The 25,029-nt window shown below is 68.8% G+C and carries 20 protein-coding genes and 4 pseudogenes; 19 read left to right on the forward strand and 5 right to left on the reverse strand.

The window, feature by feature from the left end:
- Positions 1-10: 10 nt before the first annotated feature.
- The 3 genes from OG219_RS44250 to OG219_RS44260 all read left to right on the forward strand — a co-directional run bounded on the left by OG219_RS44250 (position 11) and on the right by OG219_RS44260 (position 4,174).
- Positions 11-1,438 carry an Nramp family divalent metal transporter gene (locus OG219_RS44250; protein WP_266836815.1) on the forward strand — a complete coding sequence of 476 codons (1,428 nt, stop codon included), beginning with the start codon at positions 11-13 and terminating at the stop codon, positions 1,436-1,438.
- 221 nt (positions 1,439-1,659) lie between these two features.
- Positions 1,660-2,415 carry an Atu4866 domain-containing protein gene (locus tag OG219_RS44255; protein ID WP_266836817.1) on the forward strand — a complete coding sequence of 252 codons (756 nt, stop codon included), beginning with the start codon at positions 1,660-1,662 and terminating at the stop codon, positions 2,413-2,415.
- A gap of 526 nt (positions 2,416-2,941) precedes the next feature.
- On the forward strand, positions 2,942-4,174 hold the full coding sequence (locus tag OG219_RS44260; RefSeq protein ID WP_266836818.1) for a serine hydrolase: 1,233 nt from the start codon (positions 2,942-2,944) through the stop codon (positions 4,172-4,174).
- A gap of 22 nt (positions 4,175-4,196) precedes the next feature.
- Here OG219_RS44260 and OG219_RS44265 read toward each other — a convergent pair.
- Positions 4,197-4,340, reverse strand: a pseudogene (locus OG219_RS44265) (IS5/IS1182 family transposase); the annotation flags it as partial.
- A gap of 351 nt (positions 4,341-4,691) precedes the next feature.
- On the reverse strand, positions 4,692-5,558 hold the full coding sequence (locus OG219_RS44270; protein ID WP_266836820.1) for a C40 family peptidase: 867 nt from the start codon (positions 5,556-5,558) through the stop codon (positions 4,692-4,694).
- Between the two features lie 515 nt (positions 5,559-6,073).
- Here OG219_RS44270 and OG219_RS44275 point away from each other — a divergent pair.
- Together OG219_RS44275 and OG219_RS44280 are read left to right on the forward strand one after the other, a co-directional pair.
- Complete coding sequence (locus tag OG219_RS44275) at positions 6,074-7,042, forward strand: helix-turn-helix domain-containing protein (RefSeq protein ID WP_266836822.1); 969 nt, start codon at positions 6,074-6,076, stop codon at positions 7,040-7,042.
- A gap of 79 nt (positions 7,043-7,121) precedes the next feature.
- Positions 7,122-7,250, forward strand: a pseudogene (locus OG219_RS44280) (IS5/IS1182 family transposase); the annotation flags it as partial.
- Between the two features lie 70 nt (positions 7,251-7,320).
- Here the strand turns inward: OG219_RS44280 and OG219_RS44285 are convergent.
- The gene (locus tag OG219_RS44285; RefSeq protein ID WP_266836824.1) at positions 7,321-8,715 is read right to left on the reverse strand and encodes an amidohydrolase family protein; all 1,395 of its coding nucleotides are present in this window, start codon (positions 8,713-8,715) and stop codon (positions 7,321-7,323) included.
- Between the two features lie 378 nt (positions 8,716-9,093).
- On the opposite strand from OG219_RS44285, the pseudogene OG219_RS44290 reads away from it, so the two are divergent.
- Positions 9,094-9,407, forward strand: a pseudogene (locus tag OG219_RS44290) (IS5/IS1182 family transposase); the annotation flags it as partial.
- A gap of 2 nt (positions 9,408-9,409) precedes the next feature.
- Here the strand turns inward: OG219_RS44290 and OG219_RS44295 are convergent.
- Both OG219_RS44295 and OG219_RS44300 read right to left on the reverse strand, forming a co-directional pair.
- A pseudogene (locus OG219_RS44295) lies at positions 9,410-9,552 on the reverse strand (phosphatase); the annotation flags it as partial.
- A 21-nt stretch (positions 9,553-9,573) separates the two neighbouring features.
- A complete protein-coding gene (locus tag OG219_RS44300) occupies positions 9,574-9,780 on the reverse strand; it encodes a hypothetical protein (RefSeq protein ID WP_266836826.1) in 207 nt (68 codons plus the stop codon).
- 390 nt (positions 9,781-10,170) lie between these two features.
- On the opposite strand from OG219_RS44300, the gene OG219_RS44305 reads away from it, so the two are divergent.
- The 13 genes from OG219_RS44305 to OG219_RS44365 all read left to right on the forward strand — a co-directional run bounded on the left by OG219_RS44305 (position 10,171) and on the right by OG219_RS44365 (position 24,946).
- Entirely contained in the window at positions 10,171-10,602 is a 432-nt protein-coding gene (locus OG219_RS44305) for an ATP-binding protein (protein WP_266836828.1), read from the forward strand.
- Between the two features lie 161 nt (positions 10,603-10,763).
- Positions 10,764-12,440: a glycerol-3-phosphate dehydrogenase gene (gene glpD / locus OG219_RS44310; RefSeq protein ID WP_266837933.1), complete on the forward strand. Its 1,677-nt coding sequence runs from the start codon at positions 10,764-10,766 to the stop codon at positions 12,438-12,440.
- A gap of 119 nt (positions 12,441-12,559) precedes the next feature.
- On the forward strand, positions 12,560-14,101 hold the full coding sequence (locus OG219_RS44315; protein ID WP_266836830.1) for an FGGY-family carbohydrate kinase: 1,542 nt from the start codon (positions 12,560-12,562) through the stop codon (positions 14,099-14,101).
- An 82-nt stretch (positions 14,102-14,183) separates the two neighbouring features.
- A complete protein-coding gene (gene rpiB / locus OG219_RS44320; protein WP_266836832.1) occupies positions 14,184-14,651 on the forward strand; it encodes a ribose 5-phosphate isomerase B in 468 nt (155 codons plus the stop codon).
- On the forward strand, positions 14,648-15,751 hold the full coding sequence (locus OG219_RS44325; RefSeq protein ID WP_266836834.1) for an NAD(P)H-dependent glycerol-3-phosphate dehydrogenase: 1,104 nt from the start codon (positions 14,648-14,650) through the stop codon (positions 15,749-15,751). The genes rpiB and OG219_RS44325 overlap by 4 nt, the downstream gene beginning before the upstream one ends.
- Before the next feature lie 54 nt (positions 15,752-15,805).
- A complete protein-coding gene (locus OG219_RS44330; RefSeq protein ID WP_266836836.1) occupies positions 15,806-17,416 on the forward strand; it encodes a sugar ABC transporter ATP-binding protein in 1,611 nt (536 codons plus the stop codon).
- The gene (locus OG219_RS44335; protein ID WP_266836838.1) at positions 17,413-18,438 is read left to right on the forward strand and encodes an ABC transporter permease; all 1,026 of its coding nucleotides are present in this window, start codon (positions 17,413-17,415) and stop codon (positions 18,436-18,438) included. Before OG219_RS44330 ends, OG219_RS44335 begins: the two co-directional genes overlap by 4 nt.
- 29 nt (positions 18,439-18,467) lie before the next feature.
- The gene (locus OG219_RS44340) at positions 18,468-19,496 is read left to right on the forward strand and encodes a substrate-binding domain-containing protein (protein WP_266836840.1); all 1,029 of its coding nucleotides are present in this window, start codon (positions 18,468-18,470) and stop codon (positions 19,494-19,496) included.
- Between the two features lie 95 nt (positions 19,497-19,591).
- Positions 19,592-20,710, forward strand: coding sequence for a transaldolase (gene tal, locus OG219_RS44345; RefSeq protein WP_266836842.1), 1,119 nt, complete (start codon positions 19,592-19,594; stop codon positions 20,708-20,710).
- Positions 20,703-22,781, forward strand: a complete 2,079-nt coding sequence (gene tkt, locus OG219_RS44350) for a transketolase (RefSeq protein WP_266836844.1) — start codon at positions 20,703-20,705, stop codon at positions 22,779-22,781. The genes tal and tkt overlap by 8 nt, the downstream gene beginning before the upstream one ends.
- A 252-nt stretch (positions 22,782-23,033) precedes the next feature.
- Entirely contained in the window at positions 23,034-23,855 is an 822-nt protein-coding gene (locus OG219_RS44355) for a DeoR/GlpR family DNA-binding transcription regulator (protein WP_266836846.1), read from the forward strand.
- Positions 23,856-23,885: 30 nt separating this feature from the next.
- Positions 23,886-24,239, forward strand: a complete 354-nt coding sequence (locus OG219_RS44360) for a transposase (protein ID WP_266836848.1) — start codon at positions 23,886-23,888, stop codon at positions 24,237-24,239.
- Complete coding sequence (locus OG219_RS44365; protein ID WP_266836850.1) at positions 24,239-24,946, forward strand: IS3 family transposase; 708 nt, start codon at positions 24,239-24,241, stop codon at positions 24,944-24,946. The genes OG219_RS44360 and OG219_RS44365 overlap by 1 nt, the downstream gene beginning before the upstream one ends.
- The last annotated feature ends 83 nt before the right edge of the window (positions 24,947-25,029 follow it).

Genomic DNA, 25,029 nt, shown 5'->3' on the forward strand with positions numbered 1-25,029 from the left:
AGGACCTCACATGGCCACCACGACCGACGGCGCCACGGCGGCGCCGCCACCCGCGCAGACCGACCCGTACGCCCTGCGCGCCGAAGACGCCCGCCCGGCCCCCGAGACCTTCCGCGGCCGAGTGCGCCAGCTCGGCCCCGGGCTCGTGCTGTCCGCCGCCGTCGTCGGCTCCGGTGAACTGATCACCACCACCTCGCTCGGCGCGAAGGCCGGGTTCGCGCTGCTGTGGCTGGTGATCATCTCCACCGCGGTCAAGGTGTGGGTGCAGATGGAACTGGCCCGCTGGACCATCCTCAACGGCAAGCCCGCGCTCGAGGGTTACAGCCAGATCGGTCCGAAGATCGGCCGACTGAGCTGGATCAACTGGCTCTGGATCGGCATGGACTTCGCCAAGATGTTCCAGCGCGGTGGCATCATCGGCGGCACCGCGGCTGCCTGCTCGATCCTGCTGCCGATCCACGGCGGGTCGCTGAGCACGTCGTCGCTGACGATCTGGGCCCTCATCGTCACCGGTGCCGCCATCCTCATCCTCCAGACGGGCAAGTACCACGTCATCGAGCGGGTCGAGGTCGTCGGCATCACGCTCAAGACGGTCATCACCTTCGGCCTGGCACTCGCCCTGCCGTTCACCGCCTTCGGATACGGCGGCGAGCAGCTCGCCGACGGACTGAGCTTCCAGATCCCCGCGGGCACGGTCGGCATCGCACTCGCCATGTTCGGCATCACCGGCGTCGGCGCCGACGAGATGACGACGTACACGTACTGGTGCCTGGAGAAGGGCTACGCCCGCTGGACCGGCCCCGACGACGGCACCGAGCAGCGCGCCCGGCGGGCCGAGGGCTGGCTCAAGGTCATGCGGCTCGACGTGGGCGTCTCCTGGATCGTGTGCACCATCTGCACCCTGTCCTTCTACGTGATCGGCGCCTCGGTGCTCCACCCGCAGGGACTGGTGCCCGAGGGCAACGACATGATCACCACGCTGTCGCACAGCTACACCGACGTGCTCGGCCCATGGGCCGAGTACCTGTTCCTGGCCGGCGCGATCGCCGTTCTCTTCTCGGTCACCGTCGCCTCGTCGGCCAGCGTCCCCCGCCTGTGGACCAACACCCTCGGTCTGCTCGGAGTGATCGACTGGCACGACCTGCGCTCGCGCACGCGCACCATCCGCATCCTCACCCTGTGCCTGCCCCCGGTCTGGATGTGCATCTTCCTGTGGGTCCAGTCCCCGGTCCTGATGGTGCAGATCGGCGGCATCGGCGGTGGCATCTTCCTGCTCGCGGTCGTGGTCGCGGTCTGGCGCCTGCGCTACACCGGCGTCCCGCCCCGCTTCCGCGCCAACCCCTGGCTGACCGGAGCGCTCGTCCTGAGCAGCGCGGCGATCCTCTTCCTCGGGGTGTACGGGGTGCTCAACACGCTCGGGCTCACGCCCGGCAGCTGAATCGGGCGGTGGGGGCGCTCGTACCCCGGCACCCGGCTCCGCGAGAGCCCGCAAGGTGGGTGCCGAACTCCTGGGCACACGGCGGCCTGGTTACGTTCCACGGACGCGACCAGGCTGACCGTGAAGCAGCCACAAGGGGCTGCCGACCCCGGTTCGGCCGGCGCGAGCGCGCTCGACGCATTCCACAGGCCGAGGGACCCCACTCACCTGAGGAGCAGGCTATGAGCGCCACCCACACCGACACCGTGAGCTGGAACAGCGAGGCCTTCGACGAGATCGTATCGAACGACACGGGACGTCCCGTCCTCTTCACCAACGCCCGGGTCCTGACGATGGACCCCCTGATCGGGACCCTGCCCGGCGCCGACGTCCTGCTCGTGGGCGCCCTGATCGTAGGGGTCGGCCCCGGCATCATCACGGCGGCACAGGACGACAACGCCATCGTCGTCGACTGCACAGGCATGACCGTCGTACCGGCCGTCGTGGACACCGTCGCCCTGGTCGGCGGCCGTGGCCACCGCTCGGAGTACGTCGCGACGCTGACGCCGGGGAACGCCGGCGACCTGCTCGTCGTACCCGACGAACTCGCCCCCGACGTGGCGAGCGCGCTGGCCACGCTCCTGACCCGCCCGGAGCAGGTCCGCGCCCTGGTCGCGGCCGGCAGGCCCGTCCTGTGGGCCGGCGCCGACTCCCCCGGCCGCCCCACCACTCCCGTGGCGGGAATCCCGGCCGCCGGTGACATGACCGGCAGCCCGCGGGTCGGCGTCTGGATCGACAGACACGACTTCCTGCACCAGGAGCTCACCGCCGAAGGCCGCTACGACGAGACCCGGGGCGGCCGCCCGCACGCCTATCAGGGCCGGTACTGGATCGACGGGGACCGGATCGACTACCTCGACGACCTCGGCTTCTGGGCCTTCGGGGAGTTTCAGGGCGAGGAACTGCACCACGCGGGATACGCCATGCGACTGGGCTGACCCCTTCGCCGTACCGGCCCTGGCACACCAGTGATCTCCAGTCCCTCCCGGCAATCGGGCAGGGGCTGGAGCTCTTGCCTGTCCGCTTCCCGGGAAGCGGACTCGATCGGCGAACTCGGCTCCATGGAACTCGACCGGCCAGGCGCCGAACCGCTCTTCCCGTGGTTCACCATCGAGGGTCAGGGCACAGGGCCGGACGTATCCTGCGGGCTGTGACGGTCATATACGTGCTGGACGGCACCCGGATCAGGACGCCGGAGGACTTCTGACGCGTCACCGGGGAGAGCATCGGCTGCGGAGGCTACTTCGGCCGCAACCTCGATGAGAACGGCTCGTTCGCCACCGCGAACCAGCGGGTCGCTCGCGCCGGGCAGACCTCGGTACGACGGCCAGTGATCTTCCCGGAACGAGTATCGCGGACGTATCGAAAATCGCATACGCCACCGCAACAGTCTCCCGTCTTCAGTGGGGGCACGGACCACAGCGCATCAACGGTCGGTTCGTCCATCGGGAAAGGACTGTGATCATGGACTCGGATTCCTTACGCGGTGTCGACCGGCGTCGGCTGCTCGGGTGGGGCGGGTTTGCAGCCGCCGGCGTGGTGGCAGGCGCGTCGCTGGTGGGCGCTCAGCCCGGCCATGCCGACCAAGCCCCGACCGACCCGATCCCGCCAGACACCCGGCCTGGCGGAGCCTACGACCGTTATGTAGCGAGGTTGGCCGCCGAGGGCAAGTTCTCCGGCGTGGTGCTGTTGTCGCACCAGGGCCGGACGGTGCTGTCCCGCAGCTACGGCATGGCCGACAAGGAGAAGGGAATCGCCAACCACGAGGGCGTCGCGTTCAGCCTCAGTTCGGCGGGCAAGCCGTTCGGCGCGGTGGCCATCTTGCAGTTGGCGCAGCAGGGCAAAGTGAAGCTGTCGGACACGGTGGGCACCCATCTGCAGGGCTTCGCCAAGGAGATCGCCGAGCAGGTGACCATCCACCACATGTTGTCCGGCACCTCCGGGCTGGACAACCCGGATGAGGACCCGCAACGCGTCTTCCAGAGCTGGGATGAGGTGCACGAGTACTACGAGCAGCGGGCCCGGCACGCGAAACTGGTGGGCGTCCCGGGCGTTCCTGACACCGCCCATGCGGAGGCGGAGGTCACCATTTCCGCGCAGATCGTGGAGGCCGTGACCGGCAAGTCGTACTGGGACTATGTGCAGGAGAACATCTTCGGGCGCTGCGGCATGACCGGCTCGGCGTTCTGCACCAGGCCGCAGTGGCTCACCGACGAGCACATCGCGCACCCGTACATGGAGCTGGCCGACGGCAGCGTGGTGGACGCCGTCCGCAACCTGGACAACAGCAGCCCGGACCCGAACGTACTCGGCAAGAATCCGGGCCGCGCCTTCATCGATGCCCCCGGGGACGGTGGCTTCGCCACCGCGCCGGATCTGGTCCGGTTCGCGCACGCGCTGGGCGACGGCACGGTGCTGGACCGGCCCTGGGCCGACGTGCTCACTGCCGCCAAGATCCCCCATGGACCGGCGTCGTTCGGGGCGTACGGGATTCCGGTCTCCATCGTCAACGGCCAGTGGATGTACCAGCGCGCCGGTGGCAACCCCGGTGTCGGCGCCAACTGGGACATCTACCCGGACACCGGCTGGGTCGGTGTCATCCTCAGCAACCGCGACGGCGTGCCGCTGCAGGAGATGATCGGGCAGGAGATGCAGGCCATCACCGGGGCCCCGGTCGGCGGGGGATCAGGTGGCTGAGCTACCGGGGGATCCGCGTATTGTCTGCCCAGCACTTGAGTTCCGTATCGGCGAGTGCGTCAACGATCCCGTGCTGCCGGGCTGCGGTCAGGTCGTACGTCGAGCCGGGCAGGGCAGGAGAGGCCCGGAGCAGTCGTCCGAACGGATCGGTGTGGACTTGGACGTTCCTCGGGGCGACGAGCCATGTCAGCGGTCGTGCGATTCCGCAGACCGGCTTCGCCGTCCCCGCTTGTCCGTGCGATCTCAGTGAGCGGCAGAAAGTTGGGCCGCCCGGCTGCGAAGTGTGCGGTCCGAGCCAGGCCGTCAAGGACGCCTCCGCGCCACACCGCGATGAGCTGCGCTCATCCTTGACCGCATGACTCGGACCTGGAGGATTGGCTGGTTGCCGGGCGGCCCGGGAGGATCGCCGTCCTGCTGGTTGTCACGGAGCAACTCCGCGTTCCCCATGGGGACGTCCGTGATCTTCAGTCTGGAGAATTGCGCGACGTTCCAAACTCCGGGACTTCAGGGAGCGTCGCTACGAGGAAGTGCTCGACCTGACACCGACGATTCGGTAGTAGTACTGGTCCTGCCTGGTCAGGATGTCGACGCTGGTGTAGTCGATGCCGACAGTCTCGTTGAGGGCCGAGTAGAGGCGGCCGTCGCCCGCGTAGAAGCCGACGTGGCCCTCATAGAAGACGAGATCGCCGACCTGCCGCTCGGACGCGGGGACCCGCAGGACGTCGAGAGGTTCGAGGTTGCTGTTGTCGGACTCGTTGTTCGCGGCCTCCCCCACCGCCCAGCTGTAGTAGCTGTTCGCTGTCTTGCGGGACCAGTCCGAGGGCAGGTCGGGCACCCGGTTGTACGAGTGGTACACCAGGCCGGAGCAGTCGAAAGTGCTCGGCCCTTCAGTTCCCCACTCGTACTCGTTGTCGATCTGGTCGAGCGAGTAGTGGTAGGCCACGCGGGAGAAGTTGTACACACTCTTGGTCGTCGAGCACTCGACGCCCGACGCCGTGTTGCCGTTCTGGGTGATGATCTGCAGACGCCGGAACTGGGCGATGTCCGACGGGTTCCAGGTGTCCTCGCCGCCGGAGACAGTGTCGCCATGGAGGACGGCCGCGGTTTCTCCGGTGCTGAACACGAATGGCTGGGCGCCGTCGGCGCCGACCGCATTCATCCTGAGGACGGGCGGCCTGCCGTCGCCCCGATCGGTGTCGGTCAGCGTCCAGTGAATGCTGGCCTCGTTCGAGCTGTGCCAGTAGATCTGGACCAGGGTCCGCGCTCCGGCGCAGCCGCCGGTCACGGTGATGCTCGGGTTGGCGAGCGGCTCGTTCGCGGAGGCCGACGGTGCGGTCGCCAGGCCGAGTGTGCCTGCCGCTATGAGCAGTGCGCCTGTCGTCAACGTGTTTCTAAGTCTTGCGAGGACTTTCATGCGGGACTCCCGGGATCTTCGGCACGCCACGTGCCGGACGTATCAATTCGGTAGGAAGGGCTGACAGTGATTCGTCATGCGGTCTGTCAACCGCATGAGCGGTGGGCGGGGCGAGCTCGTAGCGCCGTCCGTCGCGCAGGAATGCCCGGAGGACGTTGACGCGCCGGCGTGCAAGGACGGCCCGGACAAGACTCGTGATGGGGGTGTGTGAATCCCCCTTCTCTGGCCTCGCCCATGGACGTTAGGGGCAACGTGGGCCTCGGACTTTGTCGTTCATGCAGGGAGATTTGTCATTCGTGCACCGCGTCAAGGTGACGCTGCATCAGGTGTGGGCCCTGTGCGCGCCCGTCGAAGCCGTTGCGCGGCGAGAGACAGTCCCGCGAGACTGATGTCGGGAATCGTCCGTGCCGAGGGGGGCTTGTGGGAGAACGGGCCGAGGTGTTGTCAGGCCGGCGTTATGACCGATGCAGACGAAGGTCTGCCTCATGAGCCTGGTCCTGGACACCGCGTTCATGGCGCCGCAGGACCGGGAGGAAGTGCTCCGACACGCGCTGTGGGACTCCCTGGTGGCGGTCGACATCAATCACCGTCCTCCGGCTGAGGACATCTCCGTTCGCGTAGGGTTCGACGCCGTCGGGCCCCTCAGGATCTGTTCGGCGCGGGCGACCGCGGCCACTCTCCGTCGGACGGAGCGGCTGGCCCGGGAGGACGAAAAGCCGGTCGTCTTCCTCAGTCTTCAGACGACGGGCACCAGCCTGGTGGTGCAGAACGGTCGCCAGTGCCTGCTGAGGCCGGGAGACTTCGCCGTCTACGAATCGACCGCCCCCTACACACTTCTCTTCGACGAGGGAATCGACGGCCACTTCTTCCGTTTCCCCCGCGCGGCACTCGCGCTCCCCGATCGGTTGCTACGGGACATCGCCGCGGTCCCCCTGGGACCCGACAACCCCATTGCGCGCCTCGCCTTCACCTACTTCTCCCAACTGGCCGTCAGCGACGAGTTGCACCAGGGTGTGCACGCCGACGCCGTCGTGGAACCCAGCATCGAACTGCTCCGTGCCGCCCTGGCGTCCCAGCACGGTAACTCCAGCCTGGCCAGAGGACCGTTGGAGGCGACACTCAGCCTGCGGATCACTCAATACATCCGGGAACGCCTGGCTGATCCCGATCTGTCGGCGGCACGGATCGCCGCCGCACACGACATCTCCGTACGTCACCTCTACGCTGTGCTGTCCCGGTCGGGCATCAGCCTCGGAGACTGGATCCGTACACGCCGCCTGGCCGAATGCAGGCGAGAGTTGGCCGGACCGAACGGGCGGCTGCGGACCATCGCAGCGATAGGACGAAGGTGGGGCTTCGTGGACGCGACACACTTCAGCAAGGTGTTCAAACAGGCATACGGACTCTCGCCTCGGACCTGGCGCGACCAGAACCACCCCCGCTCCTCCTTGTGAGGGTCTCCGCGCGGCCGCGTTTCACCTGACCGACCTTGGACGCTCGGTCCGGGGCTGGGATCAGGCGACCAGTGCCAGTTCTCCGGTCTCACAGGCCATCGCCACCCTCAAGGCCTGGAGGCTCCTGGGCAAGCCGCATTGTTCCACCACCCGCATCACCTGCCTCGTCCAGGCCATCCTCAGACTGCACCTGAGCTGCTCGAGTTGAGGTTGGAGAACGCTCACTGTGTCCGACGGGGCGCTCCGGGCTCGGCCCAGGGAGCGCCCCGGGACTTCGGTCAGCCGGCGGGCGTGTCGAGCACGTACGTGCGGGAGGCGTTGACCTCGGCTCGCAGCGCGGGAAGGTCCACGTCGAGGACCTGACCGTTCCACTTCCGGGGCTCACCGTTGATGAGGACGGCGCTGATGTTGCGGGCGTCCGAGCCCAGTACGAGGGTGCCGATGGGGTCGTTGAGGGGCATGTTGTTGATGTCCTCGGCCTGGACGACCAGCAGGTCGGCCTTCTTGCCGGGGGTGAGGGAGCCGGTGACGTCGCCGAGGCCGTTGGTCCGCGCGCCCTGGAGGGTGGCGAAGTCCAGGACGTCGTGGGTGGTGATGCGGGAGAGATCGCCGCCCGTTCCGTAGGCGGCGTTGACCGCGCGCATGCGCTGGATCGCGAGCAGGGCCCGCATCTGCGTGAACATGTCGCTGGCGAGGGCGACTTCGACGTCGATGCTCAGGCCGGGGCGGATGCCGACGGCGAGCGCCTCGTCCACCGCGGGAATCGCCGTCTCCAGCCCGATCTGCGCATCCGAGGTGGGCGCCAGGGCGACCGTGGTGCCGGACTCCCCCATCGCCTTCCAGGCCTCAGGGGTCAGACCGGTGGCGTGGATCAGGGTGACATCGGGGCCGAGGATGCCGTGCTCGGCCCAGGACAGCACGGCCTGCGACGAAGAAGTGCCGAAGACCGCGTCGACGCTGACGCCGATGCCCAAGTCGGCTGCGGTGCGCGCAAGTTCGGGTCCGTAGGCGAGGACCGGGCCAGCGATCTCGTCGGTTGCGAGCGTCGCCATGCGCAGCGTGAGCAGCTGGTCGTCGCTGCTGAAGTACTCGTCCTTGAGGCGGGTCAGGTCTGCCGGCCACTGGCGGTCCCACTCCCCGAAGTGCGGTCCCATCGAGGCGTGGACGCCTCGGATGCCGGTGTCCCGGAGGGCTGCGATCGCCGCGTCGGAGTGCTCGCGGGTACGGGAGTTGTGGGAGAAGTCGAGCATGGTGGTGATGCCGCTGTCGATCGCGGTCAGCGCCGCGAGCTTGGTGCCGGTGTACATGTCCTGCGGCCGGTAGACCGTGGCGTAGCCGGCCAGGGTGGCCATCACATAGCCGCCGAGATCGTCGACGTCGGGCATGATCCGGCGGAGCTGGGCCTCCCAGGCGTGCCGGTGGGTGTCGACGAGGCCAGGGGCCAGGATGGTGCCGGAGGCGTCGACGACCACCGCGCCGTCCGCGGTCAGGTTCGGTCCGATCGCGGCGATGGCATCGCCCTCGACGAGCAGGTCGCTGTTGTGCAGGATGCCCAGTGCCGGGTCCATCGTGACGATGGTGGCGCCGGTGAACAGGATGCGCCGACGCGGATCGGCGGACAGGCGTCGCAGTTGCTCGAGAAGGCTGGCGCTGGTGGTGTCGTCGGTGTTCATGGCGGGCCCCTTTCGGGAGGCGCTGAGTCTGAGCCGAGCGGCTTCTGACCCAAGACTCGATCCGTGCCCGAGCGGGAACCAGGCCGCCGTTTCCCTAGGTGCGGCGCACCCAGGACAGCTCGCGTTACCTTCACCGCAGCCGGCCGGCGCCCTGCCTGCGCCCGTGAACGGGTGAGTCGAGCACGGTGATCTCGTCCGCGTACCGGTTCAGTCGAAGATCGCCTCCTTCTCACTCGCGTACCACCCCTGATCCATACGTGACTTGGCCGTCGTTCCCTTCCGGTTGCGAACGTGCAGCGTCGCGCCCGATCGGTCCCGACTGTCCTGGCTTGCCTGCTAAAAAGTCGATGCATTCGGCGTGATCGGTAGGGTGCGCACGTGACGACCACGGAACGTCACGTTCCCGAGGGACTATGGCAACTGTTCGAGCGGGTGGTGCCTGTGGCACCGGTGCGGTCACAGGGCGGCGGCAGGCGGCGCTACGGAGACCGGGAGGTTCTGGCCGCCATCCTCGAACGGCAATCTGGACTGGTCGCGGTGCGCGATCGACTCGGTGAACATGCGGGCAATGAAAGGGGGACCTGACAGGCCCGAATCCTGTGGACCGAGGCAAGAAGGGCTCGAAGATCCACTTAGTCACAGAACGGACAGGTCTACCTCTCTCCATCGCGATCTCCGACGCAAACACCCACCTATAGGCGCCGGAACGAACGTCCTCGTCCTCCAACTCGTGCAGTGCGGCAAGGCACTCCCGGGGCCCTGGTCCGGAGCAACCTGCGCGAAGGTCTCCATCGGCCTCGTCCGCAGCGCCAGCCGGTAGACCTCATCAGGGTCCAGTCCGTATCGCTCTGCCCACGTTCACCAAGCCAGGCGCTGTTTGTCCTCGGCATCCAGGGCACGCGGATCGTTCCGATCATTGGCGTAGGCCTCGCGTTCTTTCGCACTCCTCCCGGACGCCTCTCTGTGCCACGCCGCGGCCGGCAGCACGAGGTGGTCGACGTCCAGCTTGCGGGCGCTTTCGACGTACAGGTCGTCGTAGACGCTGCGCCAAAGACCGCAGCCCATCCGCCTCGTCGCGCAGGACCGCGCTGCTCAACGACCGACGGCGCCGTCCGCCGACAGTTTCCGTTACGGCCCGTACACGCCACGCGCCTTCCACCGAGGCGTCCAGGACGTCCATCCGCCCAGCAGCGGGGGCACGGGGCCTGCGGAACGGCTTCGGGTTCCAGATACCCAGCACGCGGTCGGTGTCCGGATCACGCAGGACCACATCGGGCTGGGGCTCCAGCGCCCCTGCAGTTCCACACTCTCGATCTAACAGAAAGAATGTTGGAACAGACACTTGACGTGTGACTTGCGACAGGAACATTGTGATGACACGCAAGAAACCTGCCGGGAACGGCGAGACGCGTTCCCGGCAGACAGCACACTCGACACCCCCTGAAGGTGATCACGATGGCCGCCCCCCTCTCCCTCAAGCAGCGTTCCGGGCCACGGTCGGGCCACCTCAGTGACACCGCGTGCCAGACGCTGGCGACCGAGGCGTCGGCGGTACCCCAGGCCAGGGCCTTCACCGACACGTACCTGGCCGCGTGGCGCATCGACGGCGACGCGGCCGACATGGTGCGCCTGGTCGTCTCGGAGTTCGTCACCAACTCGGTCTGCCACAGCGGCGCCCCCGAGGTCACCCTCCGGCTGGTTCGTTGCCGCTCACAGGTGCGCGTCGAGGTCATCGACAACGGCGCATGGCGGGATCCCGATCCTCGCGGCCCTGACGACGGCATCGCCGAGGGCGGCCGAGGACTCGCACTGGTGAGGGCCCTGGCACGGCGGCACGGAGTCCATCGAACGCCCGTCGGCACCTGTGTATGGGCGCTGCTGCGCTAGGCGCCGACATCCGGCGACGCCCACCCCTTGAGAACCGGAAACCCAACATGCCATGCGTCCAAACAGACGCTCAGCATGTGCTTTATGACAGGACCGAAGGAGCTGAGGTCGTGCGCGAGGTCGCACTTTCCCCCGCGGCGCGTAGGGACGCGCTCGAAGAGATGACAGCCGCCGAGGTCGACGTCCTCGTCGTAGGAGGCGGTGTGGTCGGTGCCGGCGCGGCCCTCGACGCGGTGACGCGCGGTCTGTCGGTCGCGCTGGTCGAGGCGAATGACTGGGCCAGTGGAACGTCCAGCCGTTCGAGCAAGCTGGTCCACGGCGGTCTGCGCTACCTGGAGATGCTCGATTTCAGGTTGGTGACCGAGGCTCTGCGGGAGCGGGCCCTGTTGCTCCAGCGGATCGCCCCGCACCTGGTCAAGCCAGTGTCGTTCCTTTATCCGCTGACCCGCCGGTTCTGGGAGAGGCCGTACGCCGGAGCCGGAATGCTGCTGTACGACACAATGGGCATGACCCCCGGTCTGCCGCGCGGTGTCCCCGCCCACCGGCACCTGACCAAGCGCACGGCACTCGCCGAGGCGCCGGGTCTGAAGCCTTCCGCCCTGGTCGGGGCGGTGCGCTACTGGGACGCCCAGGTCGACGATGCCCGCTTCACCCTCTCCCTCGTCCGTACCGCCGCTTCCTTCGGTGCGCTGTGCGCCAGTCGGACCCGGGTCTCCTCCTTCGTGCGTGCGGAGGACCGCGTGGTGGGCGCCGTCGTCCAGGACACGGAGACCGGGCGCGAGCGCACCGTACGTGCCCGTGCGGTGGTCAACGCGACCGGGGTGTGGACCGACGAGATGCGGCGCCAGGCCGGCGGAGGCTGCTCGCTGCGGGTGCGTGCCTCCAAGGGAGTGCACCTGTTGGTCCCGCGCTCCTGCATCGAGATGTCCTCCGGTCTGATCCTGCGCACCGAGCAGAGCGTGCTGTTCGTCATCCCGTGGGGCACGGACCACTGGATCGTCGGCACCACGGACACCGACTGGACGTACAGCAAGGAACACCCCGCGGTCAGCTCCGGTGACATCGACTATCTGCTGGAGCACGTCAACGCTGTACTCACCGCTCCGCTCACCCGGGACGACATCCTCGGCGTGTACGCGGGTTTGCGTCCGCTGGTGTCCGGTGAGGCGGAGCAGACGGCCAAGCTCTCCCGAGAGCATGTGGTCACGCGGCTCCAGCCGGGCCTGGTCGCCGTCGCGGGAGGCAAGTTCACGACGTATCGCGTGATGGCCGAGGACGTCGTCGACGCCGCGGTGCACGAGCTGTCCCGCGGTGTTCCAGCGTCCGGCACCAAGGACGTGCCGCTGGCCGGCGCCGACGGCTACCAGAGCGTCGCCCGTCGAACGAAGGTCCTGGCCGAGCGGTACGGGCTGGCCCCCGAGCGGGTCGAGCGGCTACTGCAGCGCTACGGCACCCTCGTCACCGAGCTGCTGGCGCTGATCGCCGAAGACGGCACGCTCGGCGAACCGTTGCGCGGCGCACCGGGCTACCTCGGTGCCGAGGTCGTGTACGCCGCCACGCATGAGGGCGCGCTCCACCTCGACGACGTGCTGACCCGGCGCACCCACATCTTCATGGAGACCAGGGACCGGGGCCTGGCCGCGGCCGAGGAGGCCGCCCGCCTGGTGGCTCCGGCGCTCGGTTGGGACGCGGCCAGGGCCGACGAGGAGGTCGCCCGGTACCGGCGACGGGTCGAGGCCGAACGGGAGGCGGGCCGCCAGCCCGACGACCGGCGCGCCGACGCCGCGCGGATGCGCGCACCCGGCTTCGGCGACCCCCAGCCTGCGCGTATGGGGTGACCCCGATGGACACCGCCGGCGGGACGGACCCGACGCCTCCCCCGCACCGACAACGACGACAGCCGGACGCGGCGGGGAACAGGGCCCGACCGCCCCGACGACGAAGGAGAGGAGGGCACATGGAACACAGCAGTGGCAGCAGGTACGTCATCGGCATCGACAGTTCCACGACCGCGACCAAGGCCGTCGTGTTCGACGAGGCGGGCCACGCCGTCAGCGAAGGACGCCGAACGTTCCCGCTGCAGCGCCCGCACCCCGGGTGGCACGAGCAGAACGCCCGGCACTGGTGGGACTCCACTCGCGAAGCGCTGCGCGAGGCGGTCTCGCAGATCGACGCCACGCGCATCGCCGCCATCGGCCTCACCCACCAGCGCGAAAGCTTCGTCTGCCTGGACCGGCTGGGCAACGAACTGCGCCCGGCCATCCTGTGGCTCGACGGCCGGGCCGGCAAGCAGATCGCCGAGCACGGCAGCAGGTCCGTGCACGAGGTGTCGGGTAAACCACCGGACGTCACCCCGGCGTTCTACAAACTGATCTGGCTGCGCGAGAACGAGCCGAACACCCTGCGGGGCAGCGCCCGTGTGGTGGATGTCGCCGGCTACCTGACCCACAAGCTGACCGGCGAGTGGCGCACCAGCTGGGCGTCGGCCGACCCGCTCGGCCTGGTGGACATGGCCTCGTTCACCTGGTCGCCGCAGCTGCTCGACACCGTCGGCCTGTCCGAGGACCAGCTGCCCGAACTCGTGGCCCCCGGAACCGTGTTGGGCACGCTGAGCCGTGATGTCGCCGAGGAGTTGGGCCTCCCCGCGGACCTTCCGGTAGTGGCGGGCGCGGGCGACGGGCAGTGCGCGGGTCTCGGCGCTGGCGTCACCCGCCCAGGACTGATGTACGCCAACATGGGCACAGCCCTCGCCGCCGGCACCTGGTCGGAGAACTACCGCTGGTCCCGTGCCTACCGGACGCTGGGCGGCCCGGTCCCCGGCACGTACACGCTGGAGACCCTCCTGTCGGCCGGCAGCTATCTGATCAGCTGGTTCATGGACAAGTTCGGTGCGCCGCCGGGCACGGACCTGGGGCTGTCGGGCGAGGAGGTGATGGAGGCCGCCGCCGCGAAGATCCCGCCCGGCGCGGACGGTCTCATGGCGCTTCCCTACCTCAACGCCGCGCAGACCCCGTACTGGGACCCCAACGCGCGCGGCGCGATCATCGGCTGGTCCGGCTTCCACGGCAGGCAGCACCTGTACCGGGCTCTGCTCGAAGGGGTCGCTTTCGAGCTGCGGCTCACCACCGACGGTGTCGCCCAGGACACCGGCGTCCCCGTCGAGCGGTACCTGGCGATGGGCGGCGGCTCGCGCAGCCGCCTGTGGACACAGATCGTCGCGGATGTCACCGGGCGCCCGGTCACCGTGTGCGCCGAGACCGAGACCACCGCGCTCGGTGCGGCGGTACTCGCCGCGGCCGCCGTCGGTCTCGGCGGTGTCGACGACATCAAGGAGACGGCAGCCCGGATGGCGCGGGCCAAGGCCACCGTCGATCCCGACCCGATCGTGCGTTCCCGCTACGAGGACCTGTACCAGGTCTACCGCCGTGTGTACCCGGCGCTGAAGGACCTCTTCCCACCGCTGCTCGCCGCCTCCGGTGCGGCCGGCAGCAAGGCGTAGGGCCCACGCACCGCCGGTTCGCCGAACCGGCGGTCACCCCACGCCACTTCGCTCACATTCCGCATCACTCCTGGAGAACTGCATGAGCACCATCGCCATCGGCTCGGACGACGCCGGCGCAGCGATGAAGGACGTCCTGCGCGACCATCTGATCGCGCAGGGGTATGAGGTCACGGACTACGGCTCGGGCGAGCAGGAGGACTACCCGGACGTCGCCGAGCGCGTCGCCGTGGCCGTCGCGGGCGGCGAGCACGAGCGCGCCGTCCTCGTGTGCGGCACGGGCATCGGCATGGCGATCACCGCCAACAAGGTGCCCGGCGTGCGCGCTGCCCAGATCGCCGACGCCTACAGCGCCGAGCGGGCCCGCAAGTCCAACGACGCGCAGATCGCCTGCTTCGGCGCCCGCACCCTCGGCATCGAGCACGCCAAGGTCTGCCTCGACCACTGGATCGCCTCCGAGTTCGCCGGCGGCCGTTCCCTGCCCAAGGTCCGCAAGATCCAGGAAGTCGAGCAGCGCGGGCTCGCCACGTACGAGGAGAAGTCCGCATGAGCCGGCCCACCGAAACAATCACCATCCTCGGTGCAGGGGCCATGGGCAGCGCGCTCGCCATACCGGCCGCCGACAACGGCCACGAGGTCCGGTTGTGGGGTACCTGGCTCGACGACGGCCTGCTGGACGCCGTCGAGCGGGGCCACCCTCATCCCCGGACGGGCATCCCGCTCGACCCGCGGGTGAAGACGTACCGCAGCGGCCAGTTGGCCGAGGCCCTCGACGGCGCCACGTACGTGGTGCTGGCCGTCGCCTCCGACGGTCTGGTGGACGTCCTGCGCAAGGCCGCCGGACATCTGCGCGCCGAGCAGGTGCTGGCGGTCACCACCAAGGGCTTCGTGCGTCTCGGTGACCGCATCCTGCTGCTTCCCGACGCGGTGACAAGCGTGCTGCACGAGGCTGCGCCGGACGGCGGTCCGGACCTGGAGCTGGTCGCCATCGGCGGGCCGTGCAAGGCCAATGAAGTGGCCGCCCGCAGGCCCACGGCAGCCGTCCACGCGTCCGCCTCCGCAGACGTCACCGAGCGCTCCCGTGACCTGTTCGCCACCGAGTTCTACGCGGTCGAGTCGAGCGACGACCTGATCGGCGTCGAGGTCGCCGCCGCGCTGAAGAACGTCTACGCGATCGCGCTCGGCATCTGTCAGGGCCTGGCCGAGCACGGCGGCGAGCCCTATCACGACCTGCAGGCCGCGGCGTTCGCCCGCGCCGTGAGCGAGATGGTGCGACTGGCCGGACTGCTCGGCGGCCGCCCCGAAACGGTGGCGGGACTGGCCGGAGTCGGGGACCTGGAAGTCACTGCTCTGTCCGGTCGCAACCGTGTCTACGGCACCCGGATCGGCGCGGGCGAGACCCCGGACGAGGCGTTGCGGGCCATGCAGGCCGCGGACCAGACCGTCGAGGGCGTCCCCGCCGCAAAGCTCGCGCGTGAACTCGTCGACCAGCTGATCCGTTTCGGCGCGCTCGGTGACTGGTCCGGCCTTCCCCTGCTGCGGCAGATCGCCGATCTGCTCGGCGGTCAGGAGCCGTACACGGGCGTCGGCGACCTGGCCGGGGCGATCGCCCGGGCCGCTCTTCCGGTGCGCTCCCCAGCGGGGCGTTAGGCCATGCCCGGCGTTCAAGGGCCAGGAAGCCCGCCCCTGCAGGGAGGTACGCACATGACCGGATCAACCGGCGCGGCCGCGACGCGCGAGACGCACGACAGTCCGACAGCGGGAGGCACCGTGAGCAAGACGGCCCTGGAATGCCGGGGCCTGGTCAAGGCCTTCGGCGGGATCTCCGTCCTGCGGGGGGTGTCCCTGGCCCTTGCGCCCGGCACCGTGACAGCCCTGGCCGGTGAGAACGGCGCCGGCAAGTCGACCCTGATGAAGATCGTGTCCGGACAGGTCCGGCCCGACGCCGGGGACGTGTCCGTGGCCGGAGTGGCCCTGCGCCTCGCGGACGCACGGCTTGCACGTGAACTCAGCGTCGGGATCGTGCCGCAGGAACTGGCTCCGATCCTCGACATGACGGTCTACGAGAACCTCTTCGCCGGCCGGGAGCTCAAACGCCGCTCCGGTCTGCTCGACCGGAGTCGGATGGCGGCTCAGGCACGCGAGATGCTCGAGGTGTTCGGCGTCGACATCGACCCCCAGGCCCCGATGCGGCGACTCAGCGTGGCACTGCGCCAGATCGTCGAGATCACCAAGAGCACCTCGTGGGGCGCCCGCGTGGTGCTGCTGGACGAGCCGACCTCCGCCATCTCCGGCCATGAGGTGGAGCGGCTGTACGGCGTCGTCGAAACGCTCCGCGAGCGCGGCGTCACCATGCTCTACACCACCCACAAGATGGAGGAGATCCGCGCGATCGCCGACCGCGTGGTGGTCCTGCGGGACGGGGCGATCGTCGAGGACCGCCCCTGCGCCGACATCACGGACGACGAGATCGTCCACGCGATGATCGGACGCGAACTCACCGACCTCTTCCCGGAGTTGCCCGCCACCGGCGACGAAGTGGCCCTGCACGTCCGCGATCTGCAAGTGGCGGGCTATCCGGAGCCGGTGAGCTTCCAGGTACGGGCCGGGGAGATCGTCGGCCTCGCCGGTCTGGTCGGTGCCGGGCGCACGGAACTCCTGGAGGCCGTGTTCGGTTCGCGCTCCAGCACCGGTGGTGAGATCACCGTGGCAGGTACGGCGGTACGCCGTCACAACGCCGCATCCTCGATCGGAGCGGGCATGGCCCTGGTCCCCGAGGACCGCAAGGGAGCCGGACTGGTCCTCGGGATGAGCGTGCTCGACAACGCCACGCTCCCGCGGCTGCCCGACTTCAGCCTCGCCGGCTGGCTGCGCCGCCGCTCACGCACGGAGGCCGTGGACCGGGCGATGGCCTCGGTGCACCTGCGCAGCAAGGGCCTCGGCCAGCAGGTCGGCACCCTCTCCGGGGGCAACCAGCAAAAGGTCGTGCTCGCCCGATGGCTGACCGGACACGTCAAGGTGCTGCTGCTCGACGAGCCGACCCGCGGTGTCGACGTTGGCGCACGCAGCGAGATCTACCGCATCGTCACCGACCTCGCGGCCGCCGGTATGGCCGTGGTCATGGCCTCTTCCGACATGGCCGAGATCCTCGGACTCGCCCACCGCGTACACGTGATCCGCGACGGCGCCATCGCGGGCAGCCTCGACCGCACCGAACTGTCCTCGGCGGACGCCCAGAGCCGCATCTTCCGTCTCGCCGCCGGGCTCGACGGCATGTCCACCACTCTCCCGCACCCCCAGGACGACGCATCATGATCACCCAACAGTCACCGCCCACAGACCCCTCTCCCGCGACCGTCCCCGCCGAAGGGGCGGCACCACTGGGCCGGTTCGGCGCGGCGCGGCTGCGGGAGTTCGCACTCAGCCACGCGATGGTCATCGTGATGCTGCTGGTCGTCCTGTACTTCAGCTATCGCAGCGCCCGTTTCGGCACGCTCGACAACTTCCAGACGATCACCATCGCGGCCGCGCCCTTTGCACTCATCGCGGTCGGCCAGACCCTGGTCATCCTCACCGGTGGCATCGATCTGTCGGTGGGCAGCGTGATCGCCGTGAGCGCCATGGCCTCCGCCTCCACCGTCGCGGGGCATCCGGAGCGGTTGTGGACCGCCCTGCTGGTCGGCCTGGCCGTCGGTCTCGTCGCCGGGTCGATCAACGGAGCGCTGGTTGCCTGGCTCAACGTGCCACCGTTCGTGGCCACGTTGGGCATGCTGACCGGGGCGTCGGGCATGGCCTACGTCATCGGCGACGGCGCACCGATCAACGGCCTGCCCGCGAACTTCAACCAGATCGCCAGTACGCGGGTCCTCGGGCTCCAACTGCCTGTGGTCGTGATGATCGTGGGGATCGTCGTCCTCGCCGTGGTCATGCGCTACACCGCGTACGGCATGCGGGTCTACGCGGTCGGCGGCAACCGGGTCGCGGCCGAACTCGCCGGCATCAAGGCGCACCGGGTGCTGTTCAGCGTCTACGCCATCAGCGGCCTCCTGGCCGGCCTGTCCGGCGTGATGCTGGCGTCGCGGGTGCTGTCCGGCCCGCCCACGCTCGGCTCTGGATACGAGCTCGACGCGATCGCCGCTGTCGTCATCGGCGGCGCCAGCCTCATGGGCGGCCGCGGCACGGTATGGGGCACCGTCCTTGGCCTCTTCCTCATGCAGACCCTCAACAACGGTCTCGACATCCTCGTCGTGCCCGCCTACTGGCAGAAGGTCATCAAGGGCGTGCTCATCGTCGCCGCCGTATCGGTCGACGTATGGGCCAACAGCCGGCGCCGCTGACCCTTCTGCCCCTCAGAAAGGTAACTCTCATGCACAGAAGAACACTGCGGTCGGCGGGCACCGCCGCGTGCGTCCTGGCACTGGTGACGACGGCAGCGTGCGGAGCCGGTGACACGGGCGCCGACAAGCTCCGTGTCGGCGTCACCGTCTACGACATGTCGTCCTTCATCACCCAGGGCAAGGAAGGCATGGAGGCCTACGCCAAGGCCCACGACATCGAACTGGTCTGGAACTCGGCCGGCGGTGATGTCAGCACCCAGGCCAACCAGGTGGAACAGCTGGTCAACTCCGGCGTGGACGCCCTGGTCATCGTGCCGGTCGAGGCCAACTCGCTCGCTCCGCAGATGGCGGAGGCCAAGGCGAAGAAGATACCGGTGGTGGCCGTGAACACGACACTCACCAGCTCCTCGGCACTGGCCGCCACCGTGCTGCCCGACGACGTCAAGGCCGGGGAGCAGGAGATGCAGATGATGGCCGACAAGCTCGGCGGCAAGGGCAACATCGCCATCCTGCAGGGGCCACTCGGGTCGTCCCCCGAACTGGACCGCACGCGGGGTATCAACAACGTGCTCAAGAAGTACCCCGACATCAAGGTGCTCGCCAAGGACACCGCCAACTGGAAGCGCGACCAGGCCGTCGACAAGGTCAAGAACTGGATGTCCAGCTTCGGCGAAGACTTCGACGGAATCGTCTCCGAGAACGACGACATGGGCCTGGGAGCGGTGCAGGCGCTGAAGGAGGGCGGCGCGAAGAAGATACCGGTGGTCGGGATCGACGGAATCGAAGACGGACTGCGGGCCGTCCAGAGCGGCGACTTCATCGGTTCCTCGCTGCAGCACGGCCGAGTCGAACTCGCCGAGGGCCTCGCCGTCGCACTGCGCGTCGCCCAGGACAAGCCGGTCCGCAAGCAGTACTCGTACATCATGCCGCCCATCACGAAATCCAGCGTGGCCGCGTACCTCGACCACGTGGTGACCGGCAAGGACGCCTTCCTGAAGCGGCTTCCGGCTCTCGTCGACGCCAACCTGCAGAGCGGACACCTGGCCAACGAGAAATGACCGCTCGGCTGGGGGCCGGCCTTCAGCCGGCCGGCCCCCCGCCACTCCCCCGATCCCTGCCCGGGGCATGCCAACACCCTTCTCCAGGAGCACCCTTGAACGACACACTGCGACAGCTCAACGACGCCGGGACCGCCGTCTGGCTGGACGACCTCAGCCGCGACCGTCTCAACTCCGGCGAGCTGGAACAGCAGATACGCGACGGCCTGATCGTCGGCGTCACCACGAACCCCACGATCTTTCACCAGGCCATCACGGAAAGCAGTGCCTACAACCGTCAGTTGGCCGGCCTCGCCCGGCTCGGCACCAGCCCTGCCGACGCCCTGCGGCTACTCACCTGCTCCGACGTACGGCGCGCCGCGGACATTCTGCGCCCGGTCCACGAAGCGACCGGCGGCATCGACGGTATGGTCTCCATCGAGGTCGCTCCCGGTCTCGCGCACGACACCGCCGGCACCCTGGCCGAGGCCCGGCTGCTGCACTGGCTGGTCGACCGTCCCAACGTCCTGATCAAGATCCCGGCCACGGACGCGGGCCTGCCTGCGGTCGCCGACTGCCTCGCCGAGGGCATCAGTGTCAACGTCACCCTGATCTTCGGTCTCACCCGCTACCGGCAGGTCATGGAGTCCCATCTGGAAGGACTGGAACGCGCCGTGCGGGCGGGCCACGATGTCTCGCGCATCGCCTCCGTCGCCTCCTTCTTCGTCTCCCGTGTCGACGCCGCCGTCGACACGGTCCTCGACAAGAAGGACACCCCACAGACGCGTGACCTACGCGGGCAAGCCGCTATCGCCAACGCGCGACTCGCCTACGAACTCCACGAGCAGGTCCGCTCCGGGCAGCGCTGGCAGGCTCTCGCCGCCCTCGGCGCCCGGCCGCAGCGCCCGTTGTGGGCATCCACGGGGGTGAAGGACCCCACATACGACGACACCCGCTATGTCGTCGAACTCGCCGCACCGGACACCGTCAATACGATGCCCGCCACCACTTTGGGCGCAGTCATCGACCACGGAACGGTGCGCGGCGACACCGTCCGAGGCCAGTACGAGCGGTCCCGCCGCACGCTTGAGGACCTCGGCGCCGCAGGCATCGCCCTCGACACCATCACCGAGGAACTGGAGACCGACGGCGTCGCCCGCTTCCAGGACTCCTGGCAACAACTGACCGCCGGCATACGCGCCGCGCTCGGCACCGAGGAGACCCCCGGTGCCTGAGTCACACACCGAGGACGACCGCCTCGACGACCTGTGCGTCGCCACACTCCGCACCCTGGCCATCGACGCCGTACAGGCGGCCAACTCGGGCCACCCGGGGGCACCGATGGCACTCGCCCCCACCGCCCACACCCTGTGGCACCGCTTCCTGCGCTACGACCCGGCCGACCCCCTGTGGCCGAACCGCGACCGCTTCGTCCTCTCCGGCGGCCACGGCTCGGCGCTGCTGTACGCGCTCCTCCACCTGGCCCGGGTCACGGAAGTCACCACCGACGCAACGAAGTCACAGCGCCCGGCCGTAGGCCTCGAAGACCTCCGCCGCTTTCGGCAATTGGACTCGCGGTGCGCCGGACACCCCGAGTACGGCCTGACCACCGGAGTCGAGGCAACCACCGGTCCGCTGGGCACCGGTGTCGCCTCCGCCGTCGGCATGGCCGTCGCCGCGCGCTGGCTCGCGGCGCGCTACAACCGCCCCGGCCGCAAGCTCTTCGGCTACGACACATACGCGCTGTGCGGCGACGGCGACCTGATGGAGGGGGTTGCCGCCGAGGCCGCCTCGCTCGCCGGGCATCTGAAACTGGCCAACCTCTGCTGGATCTACGACAGCAACCGGATCAGCATCGAAGGCAGCACCGGCTTGGCCTTCACCGAAGACGTCGGCGCCCGCTTCCGGGCGTACGGCTGGGAGGTCGTCCACGTTGCCGACGCCAACGACCGAGCACAGATCGGCCATGCCCTCAGCGCCTTCCGCACCGAACACTCCAAGCCCACCCTGATCATCGTCGAGAGCACCATCGGCTACGGCTCACCCACCAAGCAGGGCACGGCGGCCGCCCATGGCGAGCCGCTCGGCGAGGACGAAGCAGCCGGCGCCAAGCGGTTCTACGGCTGGCCCGAGGACTCCCACTTCCTGGTACCCGACGAGGCGTACACGCACATGGAGGCCGGTATCGCCGAACGTGGGCACACACTGCGCCGGGCCTGGGACAAGCAGTTGAAGGAGTACGCGGAGCAGTACCCGGAACTCGCTGAGGAGCTGCGCCTGATACGGCGCAAGGAGCTCCCAGTCGGCTGGGGTCGGGGCATCCCCACTTTCCCCGCCGACCCGAAGGGCCTCGCCACCCGCGACTCCTCCGGACAGGTGCTCAACGCCGTGGCCCGCAACGTGCCATGGCTGCTGGGTGGTTCGGCGGATCTCGCGCCGTCGACAAGGACGACACTGACGTTCGACGGCGCCGGAGACTTCACTGCGGACCATCCGCAGGGACGCAATCTCCACTTCGGCGTCCGGGAGTTCGCCGCCGCCGCGGTCTCCAGCGGGCTCGCCCTGTCGGGGCTGCGCGCCTACTGGTCGACGTTCCTGGTCTTCTCCGACTTCGCGCGCGGGGCGCTGCGGCTCTCCGCCCTCATGAAACTGCCGGTCGTCCACGTCTTCACCCACGATTCGATCGCGGTCGGCGAAGACGGGCCCACTCACCAGCCGATCGAGCATCTCGCCTCGCTGCGCGCGATGCCCGGCCTGGACGTCTTCCGCCCCTGCGACGCCAACGAAACCGCCGAGGCATGGCGCGTGATCACCGGAGAGGGCGGCTTTCCGGCCGCACTGGCCCTCACCCGCCAGGCCCTGCCCACCCTCGACCGTACGGTCTACGGTCCGGCGTCCGGCCTGGCCAGGGGCGGCTACGTGCTGGCCGACCCGACCGGCAACGAACCCCCGGAAGTTCTCTTGATCGCCACCGGAAGCGAGGTGCACCTCGCCTTGGAGGCCTTCCACAAGCTGGCGACCGACGGCATCCGGGCCCGCGTGGTGAGTCTTCCGTGCTGGGAACTGTTCGAGCGCCAGCCCGTCGAGTACCGGGACGAGGTACTACCTCCCATCCTCACGGCGCGTGTCGCCGTGGAGCTGGGGTCTCCTTTCGGCTGGGAACGCTACGTCGGTCGGGACGGCGCCGTCATCGGGCTCCGTTCTTTCGGGGAGTCCGCTCCGATGGATGTGCTGCTCACGGAGTTCGGCATCACTTCCGAAGCGGTCGCCGAGGCTGCCCGCGCCCAACTGGCCCGCGCCGACTGACAAACCCTGCCCGCCATGTGGTCCCCGCGTGGACCGAGCGTCCCCCACAAGACCTCGACCGGCCCACCGCGGGGGCTGCCATGTCTGCCCGGCATGTCAGCGGCAGCATCCACCCACTCCCTAACAACGAAGTGACAGCCGTCGTCCGCCCCTCGCTCCCCTTCTTCCGGCCTGCGCAGCACACCGGAAGAAACCGCCTAGGCTGATGCGTGCAGAACAGCAGCGTGTGCACCCAGACAGGAGGCAACACCGGTGAGTGAGAGCGACGGCACCGTGGTCACGGACGAGTCCGACGACCGGGGGGCACTACGCCCGTCGCAGCGCCAACAGCGCATCCTCACCCAGGTCATCGAAGAGGGCTCGGTGCGCAACGAGGATCTGGCCGAGCAGTTCGGCGTCAGCGTGATGACGATCCTGCGAGACGTCACCGCGCTGGACCGGCAGGGACTGCTGCGCCGGACCCGCGGCGGCGCGAGCGTGGAGCCGTCGGCGCTCTTCGAGAGCAGCGTGATCGTACGGCTCGAGAGCCAGGCCGCGGCCAAGCGCGCCATCGCCCGGGCAGCCCTGCAGTACGTCGAGCCCGGACAGGCGATCATGCTCGACGACAGCACCACCGGCATCCACTTCGCCCGCATGCTGCGCGACGCGGGCCCAGCCACAGTGATCAGCAATTTCCTGCCGATCATCCGCGAGCTCAAGGGCGCGCCGGGCATCCGTCTGATCGGTCTCGGCGGCATGTACCACGAAGCAGGCGACGCCTTCCTCGGCGGCATGACTGTCGATGCCATCCGGGGCCTCTCGGTCGACCTCACCGTGCTCTCGACATCTGCCGTCACCGCGGGCAGCTGCTACCACCAGACCCAGGACACAGTGGCGTTCAAACGCGCGATGATGGATGTCGCCGCCAAGCGGATTCTCTACGTCGACCACACCAAGTTCGAACGCCGGGCTCTGCACGCCCTGGCGCCGCTCACGGATTTCGACCTCGTCATCGTGGACGAGGCGACCCCGAAATCCGTTCTCAAGGACCTCTACGACCGCCAGGTCAACATCGAGATCGCAGAGATCGGATAGCCGCTGCGGGATCTGGTACACCCGGTTCTGGTGGAGTCGGATTGCTGGACAATTGCCGATCCAGCAGCCTTCGAAGGCCGTGATGCCCGCAGCTACCCGCCCGAATTCCGCCGCAAGGTTCTCGATTTCGTCGCATCCGGAAAGAAGGTCGCCGAGGTCGCCCAACTCCTCGGCATCAGCGATCAGACGATCTGTGCCTGGTGTCGCCAGCACCTCATCGCTACAGGTCAGTTGCCCGGGACGACCAACAGCGACCTGTCCGAACTCGCTGCGGCCCGAAAGCGCATCGCCGAGCTGGAGGCCGAGTTGGCCATCCACCGGCAGGCCGCCGAACTGCTGGGTGAGGTGACATCCCCAAAAGGAGGTTCGAAGCCATCCGCGTGATGGCCCGTGAGCACCTGCCGGTGCAGCTGGCCTGCCGGGTCCTGCACGTCGCCGAATCCGGTTACTACGCCTGGCGGGACCGGCCGCCGTCCAACCGTCTGGTCAAGCACGCCTGGCTGACCGAGGCCATCGTGGGCATCCACACCGCCTCCCGCGGCACCTGCGGCACGCGCCGGGAGCACGCCGAATTCCGTCTGTGCCTGAGCATCCATGTCAGCCACGGCACCGTGGAACTGCTGATCCAGCGCGCCGGCCTGCACGGCAACCGGCGCCCCCGCGCCAGGCACGTGACGCCCACGGTCGCCGACCTGGTGGAACGGAACTTCACCCGTCACGCCCGGGACCAGCTATGGGTCACCGACATCACCGCAAGGAGAGATCCTGACCCTGGCGGGCTGTCGTTCGACGAGGAGCGCTTCCCGGTCGCGAACACCGCAGCCGCTGTCTTTGTCCGTTGCGACGTTTTGGTGCCGCCAGCGGGGATCGCGTGGCTGTGCGTACAGGCCCTGGTCTGCACCGCCGTGCCGCTGGTCGGCGCGTCTCTGGATCGCATCATGAAGGCGTCCACCGGGCAGGGCACCCAGTACGTCGTGCGGGTGCTCTACAACGCGAAGGAGACCCCGCACTCAAGCCCTCCTGTAAGCCCGACCGCCAAGGGCAGCCTCTACGACCTCAACGAGCTGGAGCGCTGCTACAACCGCGCCTGATGGCGACGACCGAGTCACTCCCCCGGACCGACCCGGCGGGCAGCACGGTCGCCTTCCCGCGGTCCTCGAAGGCCTGGCGCCAG

It is taken from the genome of Streptomyces sp. NBC_00038 (genome assembly GCF_026343635.1).
In the GTDB taxonomy this organism is placed as follows: Bacteria; Actinomycetota; Actinomycetes; order Streptomycetales; family Streptomycetaceae; genus Streptomyces.